The sequence below is a fragment of the Denitratimonas tolerans genome, from assembly GCF_037203605.1.
Taxonomy (GTDB): domain Bacteria; phylum Pseudomonadota; class Gammaproteobacteria; order Xanthomonadales; family Xanthomonadaceae; genus Denitratimonas; species Denitratimonas tolerans.
This window is the reverse complement of record NZ_JBBDHC010000008.1, coordinates 35,789-57,812: the sequence shown is the minus strand read 5'-3', so window position 1 is coordinate 57,812 and position 22,024 is coordinate 35,789. Positions and strand designations below refer to the sequence as shown.

Below are 22,024 nucleotides of genomic sequence, written 5' to 3'. Positions count from 1 at the left end.
GCGCTGGCGGCGGCTGATACACTTTGCCGATGTCCCTGATCTCCCTGAACCAGCTCGACTACAGCGTGGGCGGGCCGCTCCTGCTCGACCACGTCGATCTCTCCATCGACGCGGGCGAACGCATTGCCCTGATCGGCCGCAACGGCGCCGGCAAATCCACCCTGCTGCGCATCCTGGCCGGCGAGATTCCGCCCGATGACGGGCAGGTTCGCGTGCAAAGCGGCACGCGCATCGCGCGGCTGGAGCAGGAAGTGCCGCCGGGCGCTACGGGCAGCGTCTTCGACGTGGTGTCCGAAGGCCTCGGCAGCGTGGGCGCGGACCTGGCGCTGTTCCATCGCCTGAGCCATGCGGCGGACGTGGATACCCAGGCGCTGGCGGAGGTGCAGGCGCGGATCGAGGCGGCGCACGGCTGGTCGGCCGATCAGCGCGTGGCCGATACGCTCAAGCGCCTGGAGCTTGACGGCGAGGCCGCGTTTTCCAGCCTGTCGGGCGGGATGAAGCGTCGCGTGCTGCTGGCGCGCGCGCTGGTGTGCGCGCCCGACCTGCTGCTGCTGGACGAACCCACCAACCACCTGGACATCGCGGCGATCGACTGGCTGGAGGGATTTCTGGCGAACTGGCCCGGCGCGCTCGTCTTCGTCACCCACGACCGCCGTTTCCTGCGCACGCTGGCCACCCGCATCGTCGAAATCGACCGCGGGCAGGTGAGCAGCTGGCCGGGCGACTTCGACAACTACCTGCGCCGGCGCGAGGAGCGCCTGCACGCCCAGGCGGTGGAAAACGCGCGCTTCGACACCTTTCTGGCCGAAGAGGAGGTCTGGATCCGGCAGGGCATCAAGGCGCGTCGCACCCGCAACGAGGGCCGCGTGCGGCGGCTCAAGGCGCTGCGCAGCGAACGCGCGCAGCGGCGCGAACTGCAGGGCAACGTGAAGATGGCGCTGGCCGAGGCCGAGGCCTCCGGCAGGAAGGTGATCCAGGCGCGCGACGTCGATTTTTCATTCGGCGATGCGCCCATCGTGCGCGGATTTTCCACCACGATCCTGCGCGGCGACCGCATCGGCTTGATCGGCCCCAACGGCAGCGGCAAGTCCACCCTGCTCAAGCTGCTTCTGGGCGAACTGGCACCGCAGCGCGGCGAGATCGTGCAGGGCACCAACCTTGCCATCGCCTATTTCGACCAGTACCGCGCCACCCTGCGCGAGGACTGGAACGCGCTGGACAACGTGGCCGAAGGCCGCGAGTTCATCGAAATTGGCAGCAAGCGCAAGCATGTGCTTGGATACCTTCAGGATTTTCTCTTCACGCCGGAGCGCGCGCGGGCTCCGATCACGCGCCTTTCCGGCGGCGAGCGCAACCGCCTGCTGCTGGCCAAACTCTTTGCCCAGCCGGCGAATCTGCTGGTGATGGACGAGCCCACCAACGACCTCGACGTGGAAACCCTGGAGCTTCTGGAAGAGCTGCTGGCCGACTACGCCGGAACGCTCATTCTGGTCAGCCACGACCGCGAGTTCCTCGACAACGTCGTCACCTCGACCCTGGTGATGGAGGGCGACGGGCGCGTGGGCGAGTATGTGGGTGGCTACAGCGACTGGCTGCGCCAGCGCGAGCTTCCCGCCCAGCCGTCCGCGGCATCGTCGCCAGCGGCCAGCGCGCCGCCCCGCGCGGTCGCTCCGCCGCCCGCCCGCCGCAAGCTCAGCTACAAGGACCAGCGCGAGCTGGACCTGCTGCCGGCGCGCATCGAAGCACTGGAAGCGCAGATCGCCGAACAGAGCCGGGCGATGGGCGAGCCGGCCTTCTTCCGCCAGCCGCACGACGCCGTGACCGCCCATCAGGCCGCGCTCGACCAGACCCGGCGCGAGCTGGACGCCTGCTACGCGCGCTGGGAAGCGCTGGAGGCGCTGGTTTCCTGAGGGAGTCTTCTGCGGTCGCGGGCAAGCCCGCTCCAGGGATGGCGGTGGCTGTGTGCCGATGCCTCCCGTCGGGGGCGCAGGGCCGACCTGCGCGCAGCGTTGCCGTAGGTCGACCCTGCTACATGGCCGACGTCGGCGTAGCCGCGCGCATTGGAAATGCGCTGTAGGAGTGGCCTTGGCCGCGATGGGGGGGCGGGAACGGTGATCGGTGCGGCGTTGACCTGCAGCCCGCGCTGCCCCGAAGCTAGCGCGCCAAAGCCGCGCATCCGCGTCTGGCGCAGGGGAAGACCGCATGGGCGTCAACGTTCCGCTCGTCACCACCTTTGTCGTCTACATCCTGGCCATGGTCGGGATCGGCTTCTACGCCTGGTGGCGCACCCACACCTTGTCCGATTACATCCTCGGCGGGCGCAGCCTCAACCCCTTCGTCACGGCGCTGGCGGCCGGGGCCTCGGACATGAGCGGCTGGCTGCTGATGGGCGTGCCCGGCGCGGTGTACCTCTCCGGCCTGGTGGAAGGCTGGATCGCCGTGGGCCTGATCATCGGTGCCTATCTCAACTGGAAGTTCGTGGCCGCGCCGCTGCGCGTCTACACCGAGCGTGCGGGAAACGCGCTGACGTTGCCGGACTACTTCACCCAGCGCTTTGCCGATGACCGCAGGCTGCTGCGGATCTTTTCCGCGCTGGTCATCCTGGTGTTCTTCGCCATCTACGCCGCCTCGGGCGTGGTCGCCGGCGCGCGCCTGTTCGAAAGCATCTTCGGCATGAGCTACACCAGCGCCCTGTGGGCCGGTGCCTCGGCCACCATCCTCTACACCCTGGTCGGCGGGTTTCTTGCCGTGAGCTGGACCGATACGGTGCAGGCCAGCCTGATGATTCTTGCCCTGATCGTCACGCCGGTCGTGGTGATCGTGCTGCTGGGTGGCCCGGTCCGAAGCCTGGCCTTGGTCGAAGCATTCAACCCCGGCCATCTCGACATGCTGCGCGGTGCCAGCGCCGTCGGCATCGTGTCGCTGCTGGCCTGGGGCCTGGGGTACTTCGGCCAGCCGCACATCCTGGCGCGCTTCATGGCGGCCGATTCCGCCGCATCGATTCCCGCCGCGCGACGCATCGGCATGACCTGGATGATCCTGTGCCTCGCCGGTGCCATCGCGGTCGGCCTGTTCGGCTCGGCGTGGTTCGCCCTGTACCCGAATGCCGAGGTGGCCGCCAACTCCGAGCGCGTGTTCATCGTGCTCGCCCAGACCCTCTTCAACCCGTGGATCGGCGGCATCTTGCTGTCGGCCATCCTGGCCGCGGTGATGAGTACGCTCAGCGCCCAGCTCCTGGTCTGCGCCAGCGCGCTGACCGAGGACTTCTACCGCGCCCTGATGCGCCCGCGCGCCGGGCAGCGCGAACTGGTGTGGGTCGGGCGCATCACCGTGCTGCTGGTCGCGGTGCTGGCCATTGTGCTCGCCAGTGATCCGGAGTCGCGCGTGTTCGGACTGGTCAGCTACGCCTGGGCCGGCTTCGGCGCGGCCTTCGGCCCGGTGATCCTGTTCTCTCTGTTGTGGCGGCGCATGACCCGCAACGGCGCGCTCGCCGGCATGCTGGTCGGTGCCATCACCGTGCTGGCATGGGGGCAGGGCGGCTGGTTCGGCCTCTACGAGATCATCCCCGGTTTCGCGCTGGCCAGCCTGGCCATCGTCGTCGCCAGTCTCGCCGACCGCGCCCCGTCGCCGCAGGTCCAGGCCACCTTCGACCAGGTGCAGGCGGAGCTGGCCGAGCTTGGGCGCGGTTGAGGCCACGGCGCGACGCCGCCGTTTGCATCGCGGGTACCGGCGGATGGCGCACTATCATGGGTTGCGTCGCCGCATCGGTCTTGCGGCCTGACCCGGAGGCCCCGTGCCGAAACGCTCCGTGCCGCCTTCTGCCGACGATATCGCCCTGTTCCACGAGGCGATCGGGCCGGTGCGCAAGCTGGCGGAGGTTGTTGAGGAACCGCCGCGCGCGGACCCGCAGCCGCCGCGGCCGCGCTCGCGCGAGGCGGATGAGGCGCTGGCTTTGCACCAGTCGCGCTTCGCGCCCTTTTCCGCCTCGCCGCTGGGGCCGGGCGACGTGCTCGAATACCTGCGCGAAGGCCATTCGCCACGCCTCCTGCGCCGCCTGAAGCGCGGGCACTACGCGGTGCGCGACGAAATCGATCTGCACCGCATGACCCAGACCCAGGCCGAGTCCGCGCTGCGCGAGTTTCTGGCCGAGGCGCGCCGCGAAGGCCACGGCTGCGTGCGCATCGTGCACGGCAAGGGCCTGCGCTCCGGCGATGCCGGCCCGGTGCTCAAGGCGCTGGTGGACCGCATGCTGCGGCTGCGCTCGGACGTGCTGGCGTTCGCATCCGCGCCGGCACCCGAGGGCGGCAGCGGCGCGGTGCTGGTGTTGCTGGTACGCGGTTGACGCACCGCCAGCGCGCGGCTCCGGCGCTGACGCTCACTTCTTGAAGATGCCGCCGAGCACGCCGCGCAGGATCTGGTTGCCCAGCTTGGTGCCCATGGTGCGCGCGGTCTGCTTGGCCATGGTGTCCACCACGCCCTGGCGGCGTTTGGTGCCGAACAGCCATTCGTTCACCTTCTGCCCCATGCCGCCTTCCTCGGCCTGCGCGGGTTTGCCGCGTGCGGCCTCCTTGGCGGCGGTGGCCTGTTCGCGCGCTGCGGCGGCCTCCTGGGCGCGCCGGGTCAGGATTTCGTGCGCGGATTCCCGGTTGACCGGGGTGTCGTAGCGCAGCCCGATCGGGCTGCGGGCGCGCACCGCGGCGCGCTCTTCCGGCGTGATCGCACCCATGCGGCAGCGCGGCGGGCAAACGACGGTTTTCTCGACCGGCGAGGGGATGCCCTTGTCCATCAGCATCGAGGTCAGCGCCTCGCCGGTGCCAAGCTGGGAAATCGCCTGGACCACATTCAGCGCCGGGTTCTGAACGAAGGTCTCGGCGGCGGTCTTCACCGCCTTCTGGTCGCGCGGAGTGAAGGCACGCAGCGCGTGCTGCACGCGGTTTCCGAGCTGCCCGAGGATTTCGTTGGGCACGTCATCGGGGAACTGCGAGCAGAAGTAGACGCCCACGCCCTTGGAGCGGATCAGCCGGATGACTTGTTCGATACGCTGGCGCAGCGCCGCCGGCGCGTCGTCGAACAACAGGTGCGCCTCGTCGAAGAAGAAGGCCAGGCGCGGCTTGTCCAGATCGCCCACCTCCGGCAGGTTTTCGAACAGCTCCGAAAGCAGCCACAGCAGGAAGGTGGAGTACAGGCGCGGCTTCAGGAACAGCTTGTCGGCCGCGAGGATGTTGATGATGCCGCGGCCGGAAAGGTCGGTCCGCATCAGGTCGGTGAGATCGAGCGCCGGTTCGCCGAAGAAGTGGTTGCCGCCCTCCTGTTCCAGCCGCAGCAGCGCGCGCTGGATCGCGGCGATCGAGGCCGGACTGACCAGGCCGTAGCTCGCCGAAATCGCCTGCCGCTCCTCGCTGGCGAAGGCGAGCAGGGAGCGCAGGTCGTCGATGTCCAGGAGCAGCCAGCCGTTGTCGTCGGCCAGCTTGAACACGATGTCGAGCACGCCCGACTGGATGTCGTTGAGTTCGAGCATGCGCGCGAGCAGGGTGGGGCCGATTTCGGACATCGTGGTCCGCACCGGGTGCCCGTCCTTGCCGTACACGTCCCAGAAGACGGTTGGATTGCCCTCGTTGGCGTAGCCCTCGATGCCGATTTGCGCCACGCGCGCGGCGATCTTGTCATTGCTGCTGCCCGGCACCGCCAGACCGGCGATATCGCCCTTCACATCGGCCATGAACACCGGAACGCCGAGGCGCGAAAAGCCCTCGGCCATCACCATCAGGCTCACCGATTTGCCGGTTCCCGTGGCCCCGGCCACCAGGCCGTGGCGGTTGCCGTACTTGGCCAGGAGATGGACCTGGCCGGATTCGGGGGTGGTGATGGACTTGCCGACGAGGATGGTGTTCACGGGAGGTTTCCGGGTGCGCAGAGAGCCAGCGTCGGATTCTAGCCTGCGACATCGCCGCGCGGGCCGGCACAGGGCGTCTGGTGGATCAATGCCATCGGCCGGAACGGTGCGCATGCTCGGGGCGACGGGTGTTTCCGCCGGGCCTGGCGACGCGGCTCCGGTTCCTGGGGACTGCGGGCTGCTAGAGTGACGCCCCCGCAATTTTCGCCCTGGCCATGATCGACTATGCCCGCTACGACCGCGTTCGCGCGGTTGTCTTTCGCGATGACCGCCTGCGCCTGCTCGACCAGCGCCGGCTGCCGTTCGAGGAGGTGTTCATCGACTGCGAGGATGCCGATGCGGTGGCGCAGGCGATTGCCGACCTGGCCGTGCGCGGCGCGCCGGCCATCGGCATCGCCGCGGCCTGGGCGGTGGTGCTGGCGGCTGGCGCGCTGGGCGAGGTTTCCGCGGCGCAGGCGCGCGTGTCGCTGGTGCCGGTGCTCGATCGGCTCAACGCGGCCCGCCCCACGGCGGTGAACCTGGCCTGGGCGCTGGCGCGGATGCGCGGGGTGCTGGCGGAGGCGGGCGACGATTGGCGCGCGCGCGTGCGCGCCGAGGCGGAGTCCATCGAGCGCGAGGATCTTGCCGCCAATCGCCGCATGGGCGCGCAGGGCGCGGCGCTGATCGCGCCCGGCAGCGGCGTGCTTACCCATTGCAATACCGGTTCCCTGGCCACCGCCGGTTTCGGTACGGCACTGGGCGTGATCCGCGCGGGCGTGGCGCTGGGGCGCATCGCGCGGGTGTTCGCCACCGAAACCCGGCCCTGGATGCAGGGCGCGCGGCTCACCGTCTGGGAACTGCAGCAGGACGGCATCGACGCCACCCTGATCGCCGATTCGGCCGCGGCGCACCTCATGGGCACCGGCCAGGTGCAGTGGGTGATCGTCGGTGCCGACCGCATCACCGCGCAGGGCGATGTCGCCAACAAGATCGGCACCCTGCAGCTGGCCATCGCGGCGCGGCATTTCGGGGTGAAGTTCATGGTGGTGGCACCGTGGTCGACGGTGGACATGGCTACTCGCAGCGGTGCCGACATCCCGATCGAGGAACGCGATCCGGCCGAACTGCTGACCTCCGGCGGCCGGCGCACCGTGGCCGAGGGCGTGCGCGCCCTCAACCCGGTGTTCGACGTGACCCCGGCGGCCCTGATCGACGCCATCGTGACCGAACGCGGCGTGCTGCGCGCGCCGTTCGACGCGGCGCTTCGCGCGGCCGCCGCCTCGGCCTGAGCCCGGTTAGCTTCGCGCGCAGGGCCGACCCCCGCGCAAGTCGGGTCCGGACCGCGCGCGTGGTAGACTGTGACGCTTGTCCCAACGCCTTTCGAGGGGCGCCCGCAGGGTTCGTGCCCTGATGCCGGCACATGGGATATCCCACGGATGAATCAGGAAAAAAAGTGACCGATCACGCCAAGGAAATCATCCCGGTCAATCTCGAAGACGAGATGCGCCGCAGCTATCTGGATTACGCCATGAGCGTGATCGTCGGGCGCGCCCTTCCGGACGTGCGCGATGGCCTCAAGCCCGTGCACCGGCGCGTGCTCTTCGCGATGAACGAGCTGGGTACCCACGCCAACAAGCCGCACGTGAAGTCGGCCCGCATCGTCGGTGACGTGATCGGTAAATACCACCCGCACGGCGACCAGTCGGTGTACGACACCCTGGTGCGCATGGCGCAGCCGTTCTCGCTGCGCTACCTGCTGGTCGATGGCCAGGGCAACTTCGGTTCGGTCGACGGCGACTCGGCCGCGGCGATGCGTTACACCGAGGCGCGCATGACGCGCCTGACGCACGAGCTGCTGTCGGACATCGACAAGGAAACCGTCGATTTCCAGCCCAACTACGACGAGAAGGAGCAGGAACCCACGGTCCTGCCGACCCGCGTCCCGAACCTTCTGGTGAATGGTTCCGCCGGTATCGCCGTGGGCATGGCGACCAACATCCCGCCGCACAATCTGGGTGAAGTGGTCGATGCCACCCTCGCGCTGATCGACGATCCCGAGGCGACGATTTCCGACCTGATGGAACACCTGCCGGCACCGGACTTTCCCACCGGCGGCATCATCAACGGCACCTCGGGTGTGCACGCGGCCTACCACGGCGGCCGCGGCCGGGTGCGGATGCGCGCCCGCGCCGAGATCGAGGTGGATGCCAGGACCGGGCGCGAATCGATCATCGTCAGCGAGATTCCCTACCAGGTGAACAAAGCCAGGCTGATCGAGAAGATCGCCGAGCTGGTCAAGGAAAAGAAGCTCGAAGGCATCAGCGAGCTGCGCGACGAGTCCGACAAGGACGGCATGCGCATCTACATCGAGATCAAGCGCGGCGATGCCGCCGACGTGGTGCTCAACAACCTGTATTCGCAGACGCCGATGGAGTCGGTGTTCGGCATCAACATGGTGGCCCTGGTCGACGGCCGGCCGCAGCTCCTCAACCTCAAGCAGATCCTCGAAGCCTTCATCCGCCACCGCCGCGAGGTGGTGACCCGCCGCACCATCTTCGAGCTGCGCAAAGCGCGCGCCCGCGCCCACATCCTCGAAGGTCTGACGGTTGCGCTGGCCAACATCGACGAGATGATCGAGCTGATCAAGACCTCGGAAAATCCGCAGGTCGCCAAGGAGCGGATGCTGGCGCGCACCTGGCAGCCGGGCCTGGTCGGCGCGCTGCTGGCTGCGGCCGGTGCTGCGGCATCGCGTCCCGAAGACCTTCCCGCCGGCGTCGGTCTGCAGGCCGGTGGCTATCAGCTCACCGAGGTCCAGGCCCAGCAGATCCTCGAAATGCGCCTGCACCGCCTCACCGGACTGGAGCAGGACAAGCTCACCGACGAATACAAGGCGCTGCTGGAAACCATCCGCGGCCTGATCGAGATCCTCGAAAACCCCGACGTGTTGCTGGAGGTCATCCGCACCGAGCTGCGCAACCTCAAGGAAGAGTACGGCGACGCGCGCCGCAGCGAAATCCGCCAGAGTGAGGAAGACCTCGACATCCTCGACCTGATCGCGCCCGAGGACATGGTGGTGACGCTTTCGCACACCGGCTACGTCAAGCGCCAGCCGGTCAGCGCCTACCGCGCGCAGCGCCGCGGCGGGCGCGGGCGCAGCGCCGCGTCGACCAAGGACGAGGACTTCATCGAGCAGCTGTGGATCGCCAACACCCACGACACCCTGCTCACCTTCACCAGTGCCGGCCGGGTGTTCTGGCTGCCGGTGTTCCGGCTGCCCGAAGCCGGCTCCAACGCGCGCGGCCGGCCCATCGTCAACTTCGTGGCGCTGGAAGAGGGCGAGAAGATCCAGGCCGTGCAGGCGGTACGCGAATACGCCGAGGATCGCTACGTGTTCTTCGCCACCGCCAACGGCACGGTGAAGAAGACCCCGCTCACCGAGTACGCCTACCGCCTGGCGCGCGGCAAGATCGCCATCAACCTCGACGAGGGCGATGCCCTGGTCGATGCGCAGCTCACCGATGGAGGCAAGGACATCCTGCTGTTCGCCAGCAATGGCCGCGCCGCGCGCTTCGCCGAAAGCACGGTGCGCTCGATGGGCCGTACCGCCACCGGCGTTCGCGGCATCCGTCTGGCAAAGGACGAGCGCGTGGTCAGCCTGATCGTGGCGCAGTCCGCCGGGATGGAGGACTGCGGCGTCGATGAGGCCGAGGAGGAGATCATCGAAGCCTCCGGCGACGAGACGCCGATCCAGGGCGGCAGCGAGCCCGATGATCTGGAGTGCGTTCTCACCGCCACCCGCAACGGCTACGGCAAGCGCACCCCGCTGGCCGAATATCCGCGCAAGGGGCGCGGCACCCGGGGCGTGATCGGCATCCAGACCACCGAGCGCAACGGCCCGCTGGTGGCCGCCGTGCTGGTGCGCGCCAGCGACGAAGTGCTGCTGATCTCCGATGCCGGCACCCTCGTGCGCACGCCGGCCGAGGGCATTTCACGCATCAGCCGCAACACCCAGGGCGTGACCCTGATTCGCCTGGGCGAGGGCGAAAGCCTGACCGGTGTGGTGGCGGTGGATACCTCGCTGGATGACGGCGGAGAAGAAGATGGCGGCGAAGACGCCTCCGCCGCAACCCCGGAGCCATCCGAACGGTAGGAAACCGCCGCAGACGATTCCGCCGTGGTGCCGTCACGCAGCCGCCACGCGGCCGACGTTTCTTCCGTAGGTCGGCTCTACGCGGCCGACGTGGCCGTGCATTGAACACCGTGGCGGGGCATCAAACACCCCGTCGGGGGCGTAGCCCCGACCTACGTGCCTGGAGCCATATGACGGACGTCGGCTCGCCGCCAACCGGCGCGGTTAAGTCCTCGTCATGGTGCGGAGTGTCCGAAAACCCTGCGCAGCAGGTTCTGCGGCATTCGTGGTCGGTGCTGGCGGCCGGTTCGAACTATGTTGCGTCGACTTGCTGGGTGATCCTGCGTCAATCCGGGTCGTAATCGAGGTTGAACGACAGCCAGCGCTCGGCCTGTGCGAGGTCCACGCCCTTGCGCCGCGCGTAGTCGGCGACCTGTTCCCTGGAAACGCGGCCCACGACGAAATACTTGCTGTCGGGATGGCTGAAGTAGAAGCCGGACACGCTGGCGGCCGGGTACATGGCGAAATGGTCGGTGAGGATCACGCCGGCGTTGGCGGTGGCGTCGAGCAGATCGAACAGCGCGTGTTTTTCGCTGTGCTCGGGGCAGGCCGGGTAGCCGGGCGCGGGGCGGATGCCGCAATACGCCTCGGCGATCAGCGCGGCATTGTCGAGATTCTCGTCCGGCGCATAGCCCCACAGCTCGGTGCGCACGCGCTGGTGGAGGCGCTCGGCGAAGGCTTCGGCCAGGCGGTCGGCCAGGGCTTTGAGCAGGATCGCGCTGTAGTCGTCGTGATCGGCGCGGAAGCGCTCCAGATGCGATTCGATGCCAAGCCCCGCAGTGACCGCGAAGCCGCCGATCCAGTCCTGTTTGCCGCTGTCTTTCGGCGCGATGAAATCGGCCAGGCACAGGTTGGGGCGTTCGACGGGTTTTTGTGCCTGTTGACGCAAAAAGCGGAAAAAGCGCTTGGATTGGGGATTGGATGGTGAGGATTCGCCGGTCCCCGCGGTTTCCGAATCCTGAATCCCGAATCCCGAATCCCGCTGTTCCGGCAGGAACAGCTCCACATCGTCTCCAATGCTGTTGGCCGGCCAGAAGGCGCAGACCGCGCGGGCGGTGAGCCACTTCTCGGCGACGATCTTCTCCAGCATCGTGCGTGCGTCGCGGTAGAGCTCGCTGGCCTGCGGGCCGACGATCTCGTCGGTGAGGATGTCGGGGAAGCGCCCGGCCAGTTCCCAGGCGCTGAAGAACGGCGACCAGTCGATGCATTCCACCAGCTCGGCCAGCGGATAGTCGTCGAACACGTGCAGCCCCGGCTGCTTCGGCGCAGGCGGGGTGTAGCCGGCCCAGTCGAACTTGAACGACTGCGCGCGCGCTTTTTCCAGCGGCACCAGGCGCTTGCCATCGCCGCGCTGGCGGTGGCGCTGGCGCACGTCGGCATAATCGTTGGCGGCGGCCTGCACGAAATCGCCGCGCAGCTCCGGGCTCATCAGCGACTGCGCCACGCCCACCGCGCGCGAGGCATCCTTGACCCAGATCGTGGGCGAGGTGTAGTGCGGGTCGATCTTCAGCGCCGTGTGCGCGCGCGAGGTGGTGGCGCCGCCGATCAACAGCGGCATGGTGAAGCCCTGGCGCTGCATTTCCTTGGCGACGTGGCTCATCTCTTCCAGCGAGGGCGTGATCAGGCCCGAAACGCCGATCATGTCGGCGCTCTCGGCGATCGCGGTGTCGAGGATCCTCTGCGCCGGCACCATCACCCCGAGGTCGATCACCTCAAAGTTGTTGCAGGCCAGCACCACGCCGACGATGTTCTTGCCGATGTCGTGCACGTCGCCCTTGACGGTCGCCATCACGATCTTGCCGTTGCTCTTGCCGGCATCGCCGGTGCGCAGCTTTTCCGCTTCGATGAAGGGCAGCAGGTGGGCGACGGCCTTTTTCATCACCCGCGCGGATTTGACCACCTGGGGCAGGAACATCTTGCCCGCGCCGAACAGGTCGCCGACCACGTTCATGCCGTCCATCAGCGGGCCTTCGATCACATCGAGCGGGCGCTTGGCTTCGAGCCGCGCCGCCTCGGTGTCTTCCACCACGTACTGGTCGATGCCGTGCACCAGCGCATGCGAGAGCCGCGCGGCCACCGGCAGCTCGCGCCAAGCGAGGTCCTCGACCTTTTTTTCGCCCTTCTTCTTCCGGTAGCGGTCGGCGATCTCCAGCAGCCGCTCGGTGGCGTCGCTGCGGCGGTTGAGCACCACATCCTCCACCCGCTCGCGCAGCGCCGGATCCAGCGTGTCGTACAGTGGCAGCGCACCGGCGTTGACGATGCCCATGTCCATGCCGGCGCGGATCGCGTGGTAGAGGAACACGACGTGGATCGCCTGGCGCACCGTCTCGTTGCCGCGAAAGGAAAAGCTGACGTTGGAAACGCCGCCGGAAATGTGGCTGAAGGGAAACCGCCGGCGCAGCTCGCCGGCCGCCGCGATGAAGTCCACCGCGTAGTTGTTGTGTTCCTCGATTCCGGTGGCGATGGCAAAGCAGTTGGGATCGAAGATGATGTCCTCGGGCGGAAAGCCGACGGCTTGCGTGAGCAGTTCGAAGGCGCGCGCGCCGATCTCCACCTTGCGCTGTGCGGTATCGGCCTGGCCGACCTCATCGAAGGCCATCACCACCACCGCCGCGCCGTAGCGGCGCACCAGGCGCGCGTGTTCGAGAAACTCCGCCTCGCCTTCCTTCATCGAGATCGAGTTGACGATGCCCTTGCCCTGCAGGCACTTGAGGCCGGCTTCGATCACCGTCCACTTCGAGCTGTCGATCATCACCGGCACCCTGCTGATGTCCGGTTCCGCCGCGATCAGGTTGAGGAACTCGACCATCGCCTTCTCGGCATCGAGCAGACCCTCGTCCATGTTGATGTCGATGACCTGGGCGCCGTTTTCCACCTGCTGGCGCGCGACCGCCACGGCGTCGTCCAGGCGCCCTTCCAGGATCAGCTTCTTGAACTGCGCGCTGCCGGTGACGTTGGTGCGCTCGCCGACGTTGATGAAGTTCGACTCGGGCGTGATGGCCAGCGGCTCCAGACCCGAAAGTCGCGTGTAGCGGGAAAGCCGCGGGCGCGTGTCTTCGCTTGGTTGCGACGGGGACGCCGCGGATACCAGTTCAGGCACCATCCGCGGTGCCACGCCTTCCACCGCCTCGGCAATGGCGCGGATATGTTCGGGCGTGGAGCCGCAGCAGCCGCCGACGAAATTGAGCAGGCCACCGCGCGCGAACTGCGCCAGCACCCGCGCCATGTCCTCCGGCGTTTCATCGTAGCCGCCGAAGGCGTTGGGCAGGCCGGCGTTGGGGTGGCAGCTCACGAAAGCATCGGCCACCTGCGCCAGGACGTCGATATGCTGGCGCAGGTCTTTTGCGCCCAGCGCGCAGTTGAGGCCGATGGACAGCGGACGCGCGTGGCGCAGCGAATACCAGAACGCCTCGGCGGTCTGGCCCGACAGCGTGCGGCCGGAGGCGTCGGTGATCGTGCCGGAGATCATCACCGGCAGGCGCGCGCCGGTTTCCTCGAACACATCGTCGATGGCGAACAGTGCGGCCTTGGCGTTGAGCGTGTCGAAGATGGTCTCCACCATCAGCACGTCGGCCCCGCCGTCGATCAGGCCCCGCGCGGCCTCGCGGTAAGCCTCGGCGAGCTGGTCGAAGGTGACGGCGCGAAATCCCGGGCGGTTGACGTCGGGCGAGAGCGAGGCGGTGCGGCTGGTGGGCCCGAGCACGCCGATCACGAAGCGCGGGCGCGACGGGTCGTCGGCTTCGATGGCGTCGCATTCCGCGCGTGCCAGGCGCGCGCCCTCGCGGTTCAATTCGCGCACCAGGTGCTGCAGGCGGTAATCGGCCAGCGAGATGCCGGTGGAGTTGAAGGTGTTGGTCTCGACCAGGTCCGCGCCGGCCTGGAGGTAGGCGCGATGGATTTCGCTGATGAGTCCGGGGCGGGTGAGCGAGAGCAGGTCGTTGTTGCCGCGCTGATCGTGCGCCTCGCAGCCGCAGCCGGGGCCGTGCGCGTGGCCGGGATCGGCGAAAAGCGCGTCGTAGCCATGCGCGAACCGCTCGCCGCGATAGTCGGCTTCCTCCAGCCCTTCGCGCTGGATCATCGTGCCCATCGCACCGTCGATGATGAGGATGCGCCGCGCCAGCGCGGCGTGCAGCGCCGCGACGCGCGCGGGATTTTTCCAGGGCAATGCGTGCATAGCGTCTTTCCCCGTAACGCGGAGCCCGCTCCGCTGCAGTGGTTGTTTTTCATCGTTACCGTAGAGCGGAGCCTGCTCCGCTACCCGAACTTGCTCCGCCATCCGACCAGTTCCCACCGCCGCTCCACGGCGGATCAGGGTTTGATGCCGGTCAGCGAGATCACCTCGAAGTGCGGCGGCCGGCGCTCGCGGGTCACGGTTTCGCAGTTGGCGATGGTGAGCCCGGCCTTCTCGGCGAAGCGGCGCAGCTCGCGTTCGGTGAAGCCCAGGTTGACGTGGCCGTAGGCTTCCACCACCGCGCGGTGCTCGTGCCGCGCCAGACTGGAGAGCAGCAGGCGTCCGCCCGGGCGCAGCACGCGGGCCGCCTCGGCGACCGCCTTTGCCGGCTTCTCGGCGTAGGTGAGCGCGTGCATCAGCACCACCAGGTCGAAGCTGGCGTCGGGAAAGGGCAGGGCGTGCATGTCGCCCTCGATGACTTCCACGTTTTCGAAGCGGCGCAGGCGCTCGCTCGCCGCATTCACCACGCGCTGGCTGGAATCGATGCAGACGTAGCGTTCGGCGTGTGGCGACAGCAGTTCCGCCAGCACGCCGTCGCCCGACGCGATGTCGAGCACGTCGCCGGGCCACAGCAGCGGCAGCGCGGTGCGCGCCAAGGCTTCCCAGGTGCGGCCGGGCGAATAGTGGCGCTCCATGTCGCCGGCCACCGAATCGGCCCAGTTCTGCTCGGTGGCGCGCGCCGCGAGCACATCCGGCAGGCGCTCGGCGTCCGAGCGCAGCAGCGGATCGTCGGCACCGGCAGACAGCGCCGACCACAGCGCGCGCTGGGCCTTGTCCATCTCGTCTTCGGCAAAGCGGTAGTAGGCCGAAACCCCGGCGCGGCGGTCGCGCACCAGACCGTGCTCCTTGAGCTTGGCCAGATGGGTCGAGACGCGCGGCTGCGCCAGTCGCGTGACCGCGGCCAGTTCGGCCACGGTCAGCTCCTCGCGCTCCAGCAGCGCCAGCAGGCGCACGCGGGTCGCGTCGGAAAGCACGCGCAGGCAGGCTGACCAGGCGTCCAGATCCACGTTATATCCTTCTATCGCGATTCAAGGATGGAAGGATAGTGCGCCGCCGCGATCACGGTCAAGGAAATGCGGCGTCGCATCAGGCCGCAAGAGCGCGGTGTGCTGTCGTCGGCCGGCTGGCACAGCGGCCGGTGCTAAAGTCCCGCGATCGGTATTTTGCGAGGCGCACAGGATGAACACACCCGTTCCTTTTCCCATCGGCACGCCCGGGCAACCGTGGGGAGCGGCCGAGGTGGCGCAGTGGCGCGCGATGCATCCGGTCCGGCGTCGCCACGCCGAGGACGTGCTGCCGCGCGTCGAAGCGCTGCGATCGCGCTTTGAAGTTTCCGAATACGGCATGCTCGACTACGCGCCGGACCGCTATCCGCTCCACGCCGTGGGCAGCCGCGGCTGGGATGAAAACCTGCCCGTGGCGCTGGTCACCGGCGGCGTGCACGGCTACGAGACGTCCGGCGTGCACGGCGCGCTGCAGTTTCTCGAACGCCACGCGCCGCAGTACGCTGGGCGCATCAACCTGCTGGTCGTGCCCTGCGTGAGTCCCTGGGCCTACGAGCGCATCCAGCGCTGGAATCCCGCCGCCATCGATCCCAACCGCAGCTTCCGCAAACCCAGCCCCGCCGCCGAATCGGCCGCGCTGATGCGCCTGGTGGCACCGCTCGCCGGACGCTTCCTGCTGCACATCGACCTGCACGAAACCACCGATTCGGACGAAGGCGAGTTCCGCCCGGCGTTGGCCGCGCGCGACGGCAAACCCTTCGAGCCGGGCACCATTCCCGACGGTTTCTACCTCGTGGACGACAGCGACAACCCGCAGCCCGCCTTCCAGCGGGCAATCATCAACGCGGTGGAGAAAGTCACCCACATCGCGCCGGCCGATCCGGACGGCACCATCATCGGCTCGCCGGTGATTTCGCGCGGAGTGATCGAATATGCGCTGCGTCCGCTCGGCCTGTGCGCCGGCATCACCGGCGCGCGCTACACCACCACCACCGAAGTTTATCCCGACAGTCCCCGCGCCTCGCCGGCGCAGTGCAACGACGCCCAGGTCGCGGCCGTATGCGCGGCGCTGGATTTTGCCCTGTCGCAGCCGGGCGCGAGCGCGCGCAGCGCGTAGCGCCCACGTTCCGCCGGCCTGCGCGGCGGGTTTCGCGCGCAGCGCAACGGACGCCTCGGTGTGTTCATCGTCCGCCATGCTGCGCTGCGGCGGGCAGGGCAGTTACGCTGTCGGCTGATCGCGCCATCGCCCGCAGGACGCCATGCCCATCCAGCTTCTTCCCGACACCCTCGTAGATCAGATCGCCGCCGGCGAGGTGGTGGAGCGGCCGGCGTCGGCGGTGAAGGAGCTGGTCGAGAACGCGCTGGACGCGGGGGCCACGCGCGTCGAGGTGGAGCTGGAGGAGGGTGGCGCGCGGCTGATCCGCATCCGCGACAACGGTGCGGGCATCGCGAGGGACGAGCTGGCGCTGGCGCTGTCGCGGCACGCCACCAGCAAGATCGCCTCGCTGGAGGATCTGGAGGCGGTGGCGACGATGGGTTTTCGCGGCGAGGCGCTGCCGTCCATCGCCTCGGTGTCGCAGTTCACCATCACCTCGCGCAAGGCGGACGCCGAGCGTGCCTGGTGCCTCGAGTGCGACGGCGGGCGGCTGGGCGAACCGGAGCCGGCGCAGCATCCGCCGGGAACGACGGTCGAGGCGCGCGAGCTGTTCTACAACGTGCCGGCGCGGCGGCGCTTCCTGCGCGCCGAGCGCACCGAGTTCGGCCATGTCGAGGACCTGCTGCGCGCGCTGGCATTGGCGCGCATGGACGTGGAGTTCCGGCTTTCGCACAACGGCAAGCTGGTGCGCAGCTGGCGGCCGTCGCGCAGCGAGGACGAGCTGCTGCGCCGTCTGGGGGAAACCCTCGGCACCGGGTTTCCGTCGCAAAGCCTGTATCTGGACGAATCCGCGGCGGGTTTTCGCCTGAGCGGCTGGGTCGGTCTGCCCACGGCCGCGCGCTCGCAGGCCGACCAGCAGTATTTCTACGTGAACCGGCGCCTGGTGCGCGACCGCACCGTGGCGCACGCGCTGCGCCAGGCCTATGCCGATGTGCTCTACCACGGTCGCCATCCGGCCTACGTGCTGTTCCTGGAGCTGGATCCGACGCGCGTGGATGTGAACGTGCACCCGGCCAAGAGCGAGGTGCGGTTCCGCGATCAGCGGCTGGTGCACGATTTCCTCTACCGCACCCTGCATCGCGCGCTCGCCGGAACCCGCGCCGGCGCGGTGGAGTCGGATCCGCTGCGTATTCCCGATGGGGCGGCGGCCGCGCCGCCGGTGTCCGTTTCGCCCTCCGGCTATTCCGCGTCCGCGCCGCTTGGTGCCGGACAGGGAACGCTGCGCCTCAACGTGCGCGAGCAGGTCGGCGCGCTCGCGGCGCTTTACGGAACCCCGTCCACGCCGCGCGAGCCGGGCGCTTTTTCTCTGCCGGTGACCGATTCCGACTCCGCGCCGCCGCCGCTGGGCTACGCCCTGGCGCAGCTGCACGGCATTTTCATCCTGGCCGAGAACGCCGAAGGTCTGGTGGTGGTGGACATGCACGCGGCGCATGAGCGCATCAGCTACGAACGCCTCAAGGCCGCGCAGGACGGCGAGGGCATCCGCGCCCTGCCGCTGCTGGTGCCGATGGCGCTGTCGGTGAGCGAGCGCGAGGCGGGGGCGGCGGAAGAACACGCGCAGGCGCTCGCCGCGCTGGGTTTCGAAATCGACCGCAGCGGCCCGCAGAATCTCACCGTGCGCGCCATTCCCGCGCTGCTGGAAGGCGTGGACACGCGCCAGCTCGCGCTCGACGTGATCGCCGATCTCATGGCCCACGGCAACACCCGCCGGGTGCAGGAAGAGCGCAACGCGCTCCTGGGCACCATGGCCTGCCACGCCTCGGTGCGCGCCAACCGCCGCCTGACGCTGGCCGAAATGAACGCGCTGCTGCGCGACATGGAGGCCACGGAACGCTCCGGCCAGTGCAACCACGGCCGCCCGACCTGGGTGCTGCTCGACAAGGCCCAGCTAGACCGATTGTTCCTGCGCGGGCGCTGATTGGCGGGCTGTGGGTCCCATTCCGGATCACTCGAATCTTTTCCGACCATGCGTCTGCCGGTCTCAACCTCTGAGACCGGTGTGCGCCATCCTTCACGCATCGGCGGGAAGCACTGCGTAAGGGTGCGTCGCCACAGTGCGGGACAGGCTCTGCTCCTGCACGACGTCGACACCCTGCTTGTTCGAGTGCCCGGCACCGAGTGTGCGATTCCGGCCATCGGAACCTGGCGCGGCGGCGCCCGTAGCGAGGCAGGCAGGCGTATCGCGGCTGCCGCCCGGAAGCTTGCGCCTCTGGGCATCAGCGAGATGGACCTGCGGGTGTTGATGATTTCCCGCCTGTCGGATCGAAGTTGAGCGCGCAGCGCGAACTCGGCGACGGCCGCAGAATACCGCGTCGGGGACGTAGCCCCGACCTGTCGCAGAACACTACTGCAGACACGATGCTGTAGGTCGGCCCTACGTGGCCGACGTTTGACTGCGGGTTTGCGGCTGTTTGCGCGGCAGCGACGCATAATGCGCCAATCGTGACGCCGACCTTTGGAATTGCCCATGAGCCGCCTGCTGCTTGTCCTGTCGCTTCTCCTGCCGGTTGTCGCGGCAGCGGATGACACTGGAGACTATCTCGCCGAGGTTGCGCAGCAGCGCCAGGCGCGCGAGGAGGGGCTGCGCCAGCCGCTCGGCTGGCTGTCGCTGGTGGGGCTGCACTGGATCGAGCCGGGATCCCACCGCGTGGGTGCGGCCTCCGACAGCGACATCGTGTTGGCGGTCGGTCCGGAGCATCTGGGCGAGATTCGCTTGAGTGAGGGCGTCGTGACTCTGGTGCTCGCCCATGCGAAGGGTGTGGAGATCGACGGTGTGCCGGCCGCGGTTGGGGAGCTGGCGCTGCGTCCCGACAGCCACGGTGAGCCGACCCAGGTCACCTTTGACGGAGGTGCCGCCGGCTTCAACCTGATCGAGCGCGACGGGCGTTTCGCGCTGCGGGTGCGCGATGCCAGGGCCCGCACCCGAACCGCGTTTGCGGGCCTGGACTACTTCGACACCGACCCCGCCTGGCGCATCGAGGCGCGCTTTGAGCCGCACCCGGAAGGCGCGACCATCGAGATCGCCAACGTCATCGGCCAGCTCAGCCACGAGCCGAATCCGGGCGCGGTGGTGTTCGAACGCGAGGGCAAAACCTATCGGATCGAGGCGCTGGCCAATTCCGACGGCAGCCTGTTCCTGATCTTCGCCGACCGCACCTCGGGCCGCGAGACCTACGGTGCCGGCCGCTTCCTCGATACACCGGTGCCGAAGGATGGCCGCGTGCTGGTGGATTTCAACCTCGCCTACAGCCCGCCGTGCGCCTTCAATGCGTTTTCCACCTGCCCGCTGCCGCCGCCGGAAAACCGCCTGGATCTCGCGGTGCGGGCCGGCGAGAAGAAGTACGTCGGGCCGCGCTGATTCAGCGCGGCGGAAGCTCCAGCAGCTGCGGGTCCAGGCGCGTCTGGAACCAGGTCAGGCCCCAGTGCAGGTGCGGGCCGGTGGCGCGCCCGGTGGCACCGACCCGGCCGATGACGTCGCCCTGTTCCACGCGCTGGCCCGCTGCCACGTCCAGCTTCGACAGGTGCAGGAAGTTGGAGCCGACGCCGTGGCCGTGGTCGATCAGCACGGTGCCGCCGGTGAGGTAGAGGTCGGCATCGGCAAACACCACCACGCCGGCCGCCGGCGCGCGGATCGGCGTGCCCTGAGGTGCGGCGATGTCGGTGCCCGAGTGCGGCGCACCGGGCGTGCCGTTGTAGATGCGCTGGCGTCCGAAACGGCCGCTGATGCGGCCATCGAGCGGCCAGATGAAGCCGTTGAAAAGATCGGGCCGGTCGTCGTCGCGATTGCGCTCGGCCGCGACCGCGGCCTGTTCGCGCGCGATGCGCGCGGCGATTTCGGGCGGTGGATCGACGGTTTTCTGCGGCACGCCGGTCACTCGCTCCACTGGCCAGTCGCGTTTCTTCACGGCTACGTCGATGCGCTCGCGCGTGCCGTCGGGCAGGGCGACATCCACCCGCGCGTTGCGCACTTCGTCGCGGCCCACGCCGAAAGCGAAGCGTCCGTCCGACGAAACCCGCAGCGCCTTGCCGTGCAGCGCGACGGTGCTGCCGGGGCGGGTCCGGCCGAAGACGAGGCTGCCCTGCTGCACCGATTCGGGCAGGGCGGTGCGGTGTGTCGGGGTGGCGCGCGCGTCGTCTGAAGTGCCTGATAACACGAATGCACACGCAAGCAGCGTGCCGGGCGGGAGAAGCCGGTGCAGCGCACCCCTCATCGCGCAATCGCCAGCCGCCGCCCCTGCGGTTCGCCGATCAGGCGCTGGCCGTCCCAGGCCAGCTCGCCGTTGACGAAGGTGGCGGCGATGCGGGAGGAAAAGCGCGTGCCCTCGAACGGCGACCAGCCGCACTTGCTCAAGACCTTTTCGCGCTCGACGGTGTAGCCGGTGAAGGGGTCCACCAGCACGAGGTCGGCGAAGAAGCCTTCGCGCAGGAAGCCGCGTTCGGCCACGTCGAAGAGCTGCGCCGGGGCGTGGGCGAACTTCTGCACCACCTGCGCGGCGCGCAGCTTCTTTTCGTGCACCAGCTCCAGCGCGGCGACGAGTGCCTCCTGCACCAGCGGCAGGCCGGAGGGCGCGGACAGATAGGGCTGCCGTTTTTCTTCCAGCGTGTGCGGGGCGTGGTCGGTGGCGAGCACGTCGATCACATCGCCGGCCAGCGCGGCGATGAGGGCGTCGCGGTCGCCGGCATCCTTGATCGCCGGATTGCACTTGATGAAGTTGCCGCGTGCGGCGTAGTCCTCGCGGCAAAAGCGCAGGAAGTGGATGCAGGTTTCCGCGGTGATGCGCTTGCGCAAGCGCCCGTTTTCATCCAGCAGCGGGCCGGCTTCGAACAGGGCCAGCTCGTCGGCGGTGCTGATGTGCAGTACGTGCAGCCGCGCGCCGTGTTTTTTCGCCAGCGAAACGGCCAGTCGCGTGGATTTCAGGCAGGCTTCGCGCGAACGGATGTCCGGGTGCATCGATACCGGAACCTCGTCGCCGAAGCGCGCCTGCGCCGCCGCCTGCGCGGCCTCGATCATCGGGGTGTCTTCGCAGTGGGTGATGATCGGCACGGGCGCGTCGCGGAAGATCGCATCGAGGGTGTCGGGATCGTCCACCAGCATGTTGCCGGTGGACGCACCCATGAACACCTTGATGCCGGGCGCGGCCTTCGGATCCAGCGCGCGGATGGCGGCGAGGTTGTCGTTGCTGGCACCCAGGTAGAAGCCGTAGTTGCCGCGGCAGCGCCCGGCGGCGTGCGCGTATTTTTCTTCCAGCGCGGCCGAATCCAGCGTCGGCGGGCGGGTGTTGGGCATGTCCATGAAACTGGTGATGCCGCCGGCCACCGCCGCCGCGGATTCGGTGGCCTGGTCGCCCTTGTGGGTGAGGCCGGGCTCGCGGAAGTGCACCTGGTCGTCGATCATGCCAGGCATCAGCCAGCGCCCGTGCGCGTCCAGCACCTGCTCGCCGGGTCGGGCAGACAGGCCCATGCCGATCTCCTCGATGCGCTCGCCGCGCACGCGCAGGTCGCCTTCGAATTCGCGGCCTTCGTTGACGAGGCGGGCATTGCGGATCAGCCAGTCGGCCATGGCGGTGTTTCC

General features: G+C 68.6%; 12 protein-coding genes and 1 pseudogene. 8 read left to right on the top strand and 5 right to left on the bottom strand.

The features are described from left to right. Window positions 1–29 precede the first annotated feature (29 nt). The 3 genes from WB794_RS07190 to WB794_RS07180 all read left to right on the top strand — a co-directional run bounded on the left by WB794_RS07190 (window position 30) and on the right by WB794_RS07180 (window position 4,342). The gene (locus WB794_RS07190) at window positions 30–1,910 is read left to right on the top strand and encodes an ATP-binding cassette domain-containing protein (RefSeq protein ID WP_337335170.1); all 1,881 of its coding nucleotides are present in this window, start codon (window positions 30–32) and stop codon (window positions 1,908–1,910) included. Between the two features lie 292 nt (window positions 1,911–2,202). Continuing rightward, entirely contained in the window at window positions 2,203–3,690 is a 1,488-nt protein-coding gene (gene putP / locus WB794_RS07185) for a sodium/proline symporter PutP (protein ID WP_337335169.1), read from the top strand. A gap of 103 nt (window positions 3,691–3,793) precedes the next feature. After that, the gene (locus WB794_RS07180; protein ID WP_415926665.1) at window positions 3,794–4,342 is read left to right on the top strand and encodes a Smr/MutS family protein; all 549 of its coding nucleotides are present in this window, start codon (window positions 3,794–3,796) and stop codon (window positions 4,340–4,342) included. A 33-nt stretch (window positions 4,343–4,375) separates the two neighbouring features. Here WB794_RS07180 and WB794_RS07175 read toward each other — a convergent pair whose 3' ends face one another. Further along, on the bottom strand, window positions 4,376–5,893 hold the full coding sequence (locus WB794_RS07175) for a helicase HerA-like domain-containing protein (protein WP_337335167.1): 1,518 nt from the start codon (window positions 5,891–5,893) through the stop codon (window positions 4,376–4,378). Window positions 5,894–6,108: 215 nt separating this feature from the next. Here WB794_RS07175 and mtnA point away from each other — a divergent pair, with 215 nt between their 5' ends. Together mtnA and gyrA are read left to right on the top strand one after the other, a co-directional pair. Further along, a complete protein-coding gene (gene mtnA, locus WB794_RS07170; protein WP_415926664.1) occupies window positions 6,109–7,161 on the top strand; it encodes an S-methyl-5-thioribose-1-phosphate isomerase in 1,053 nt (350 codons plus the stop codon). Window positions 7,162–7,325: 164 nt separating this feature from the next. Next, window positions 7,326–10,022, top strand: a complete 2,697-nt coding sequence (gyrA, locus tag WB794_RS07165; RefSeq protein ID WP_337335166.1) for a DNA gyrase subunit A — start codon at window positions 7,326–7,328, stop codon at window positions 10,020–10,022. A gap of 325 nt (window positions 10,023–10,347) precedes the next feature. Here gyrA and metH read toward each other — a convergent pair whose 3' ends face one another. Then, on the bottom strand, window positions 10,348–14,235 hold the full coding sequence (metH, locus tag WB794_RS07160; RefSeq protein ID WP_337335165.1) for a methionine synthase: 3,888 nt from the start codon (window positions 14,233–14,235) through the stop codon (window positions 10,348–10,350). 137 nt (window positions 14,236–14,372) lie between these two features. After that, a pseudogene (locus WB794_RS07155) lies at window positions 14,373–15,299 on the bottom strand (ArsR/SmtB family transcription factor); the annotation flags it as partial. Window positions 15,300–15,471: 172 nt separating this feature from the next. Here WB794_RS07155 and WB794_RS07150 point away from each other — a divergent pair. The 3 genes from WB794_RS07150 (at window position 15,472) to WB794_RS07140 (ending at window position 19,810) form a co-directional block, all read left to right on the top strand. Then, window positions 15,472–16,413: a M14 family metallopeptidase gene (locus WB794_RS07150; protein ID WP_337335164.1), complete on the top strand. Its 942-nt coding sequence runs from the start codon at window positions 15,472–15,474 to the stop codon at window positions 16,411–16,413. A 142-nt stretch (window positions 16,414–16,555) separates the two neighbouring features. Continuing rightward, a complete protein-coding gene (mutL, locus tag WB794_RS07145) occupies window positions 16,556–18,370 on the top strand; it encodes a DNA mismatch repair endonuclease MutL (protein WP_337335163.1) in 1,815 nt (604 codons plus the stop codon). Between the two features lie 549 nt (window positions 18,371–18,919). Beyond that, window positions 18,920–19,810, top strand: a complete 891-nt coding sequence (locus WB794_RS07140) for a DUF1684 domain-containing protein (RefSeq protein WP_337335162.1) — start codon at window positions 18,920–18,922, stop codon at window positions 19,808–19,810. Window position 19,811: 1 nt separating this feature from the next. On the opposite strand, the gene WB794_RS07135 is transcribed toward WB794_RS07140, so the two are convergent. After that, window positions 19,812–20,663 (bottom strand): M23 family metallopeptidase, encoded by an 852-nt coding sequence (locus WB794_RS07135; RefSeq protein ID WP_415926663.1) that lies wholly within the window; start codon window positions 20,661–20,663, stop codon window positions 19,812–19,814. Then, window positions 20,660–22,012 (bottom strand): dihydroorotase, encoded by a 1,353-nt coding sequence (locus tag WB794_RS07130; RefSeq protein WP_337335160.1) that lies wholly within the window; start codon window positions 22,010–22,012, stop codon window positions 20,660–20,662. The genes WB794_RS07135 and WB794_RS07130 overlap by 4 nt, the downstream gene beginning before the upstream one ends. Window positions 22,013–22,024 lie beyond the last annotated feature (12 nt).

Bases quoted from the DNA above. Each gene is read 5' to 3' on its own strand.
- WB794_RS07190 (WP_337335170.1), top strand. From the start codon at position 30: ATGTCCCTGATCTCCCTGAACCAGCTCGACTACAGCGTGGGCGGGCCG.
- putP (WP_337335169.1), top strand. From the start codon at position 2,203: ATGGGCGTCAACGTTCCGCTCGTCACCACCTTTGTCGTCTACATCCTG.
- mtnA (WP_415926664.1), top strand. From the start codon at position 6,109: ATGATCGACTATGCCCGCTACGACCGCGTTCGCGCGGTTGTCTTTCGC.
- metH (WP_337335165.1), bottom strand. From the start codon at position 14,235: ATGCACGCATTGCCCTGGAAAAATCCCGCGCGCGTCGCGGCGCTGCAC.
- WB794_RS07150 (WP_337335164.1), top strand. From the start codon at position 15,472: ATGAACACACCCGTTCCTTTTCCCATCGGCACGCCCGGGCAACCGTGG.
- mutL (WP_337335163.1), top strand. From the start codon at position 16,556: ATGCCCATCCAGCTTCTTCCCGACACCCTCGTAGATCAGATCGCCGCC.
- WB794_RS07140 (WP_337335162.1), top strand. From the start codon at position 18,920: ATGAGCCGCCTGCTGCTTGTCCTGTCGCTTCTCCTGCCGGTTGTCGCG.
- WB794_RS07135 (WP_415926663.1), bottom strand. From the start codon at position 20,663: ATGAGGGGTGCGCTGCACCGGCTTCTCCCGCCCGGCACGCTGCTTGCG.
- WB794_RS07130 (WP_337335160.1), bottom strand. From the start codon at position 22,012: ATGGCCGACTGGCTGATCCGCAATGCCCGCCTCGTCAACGAAGGCCGC.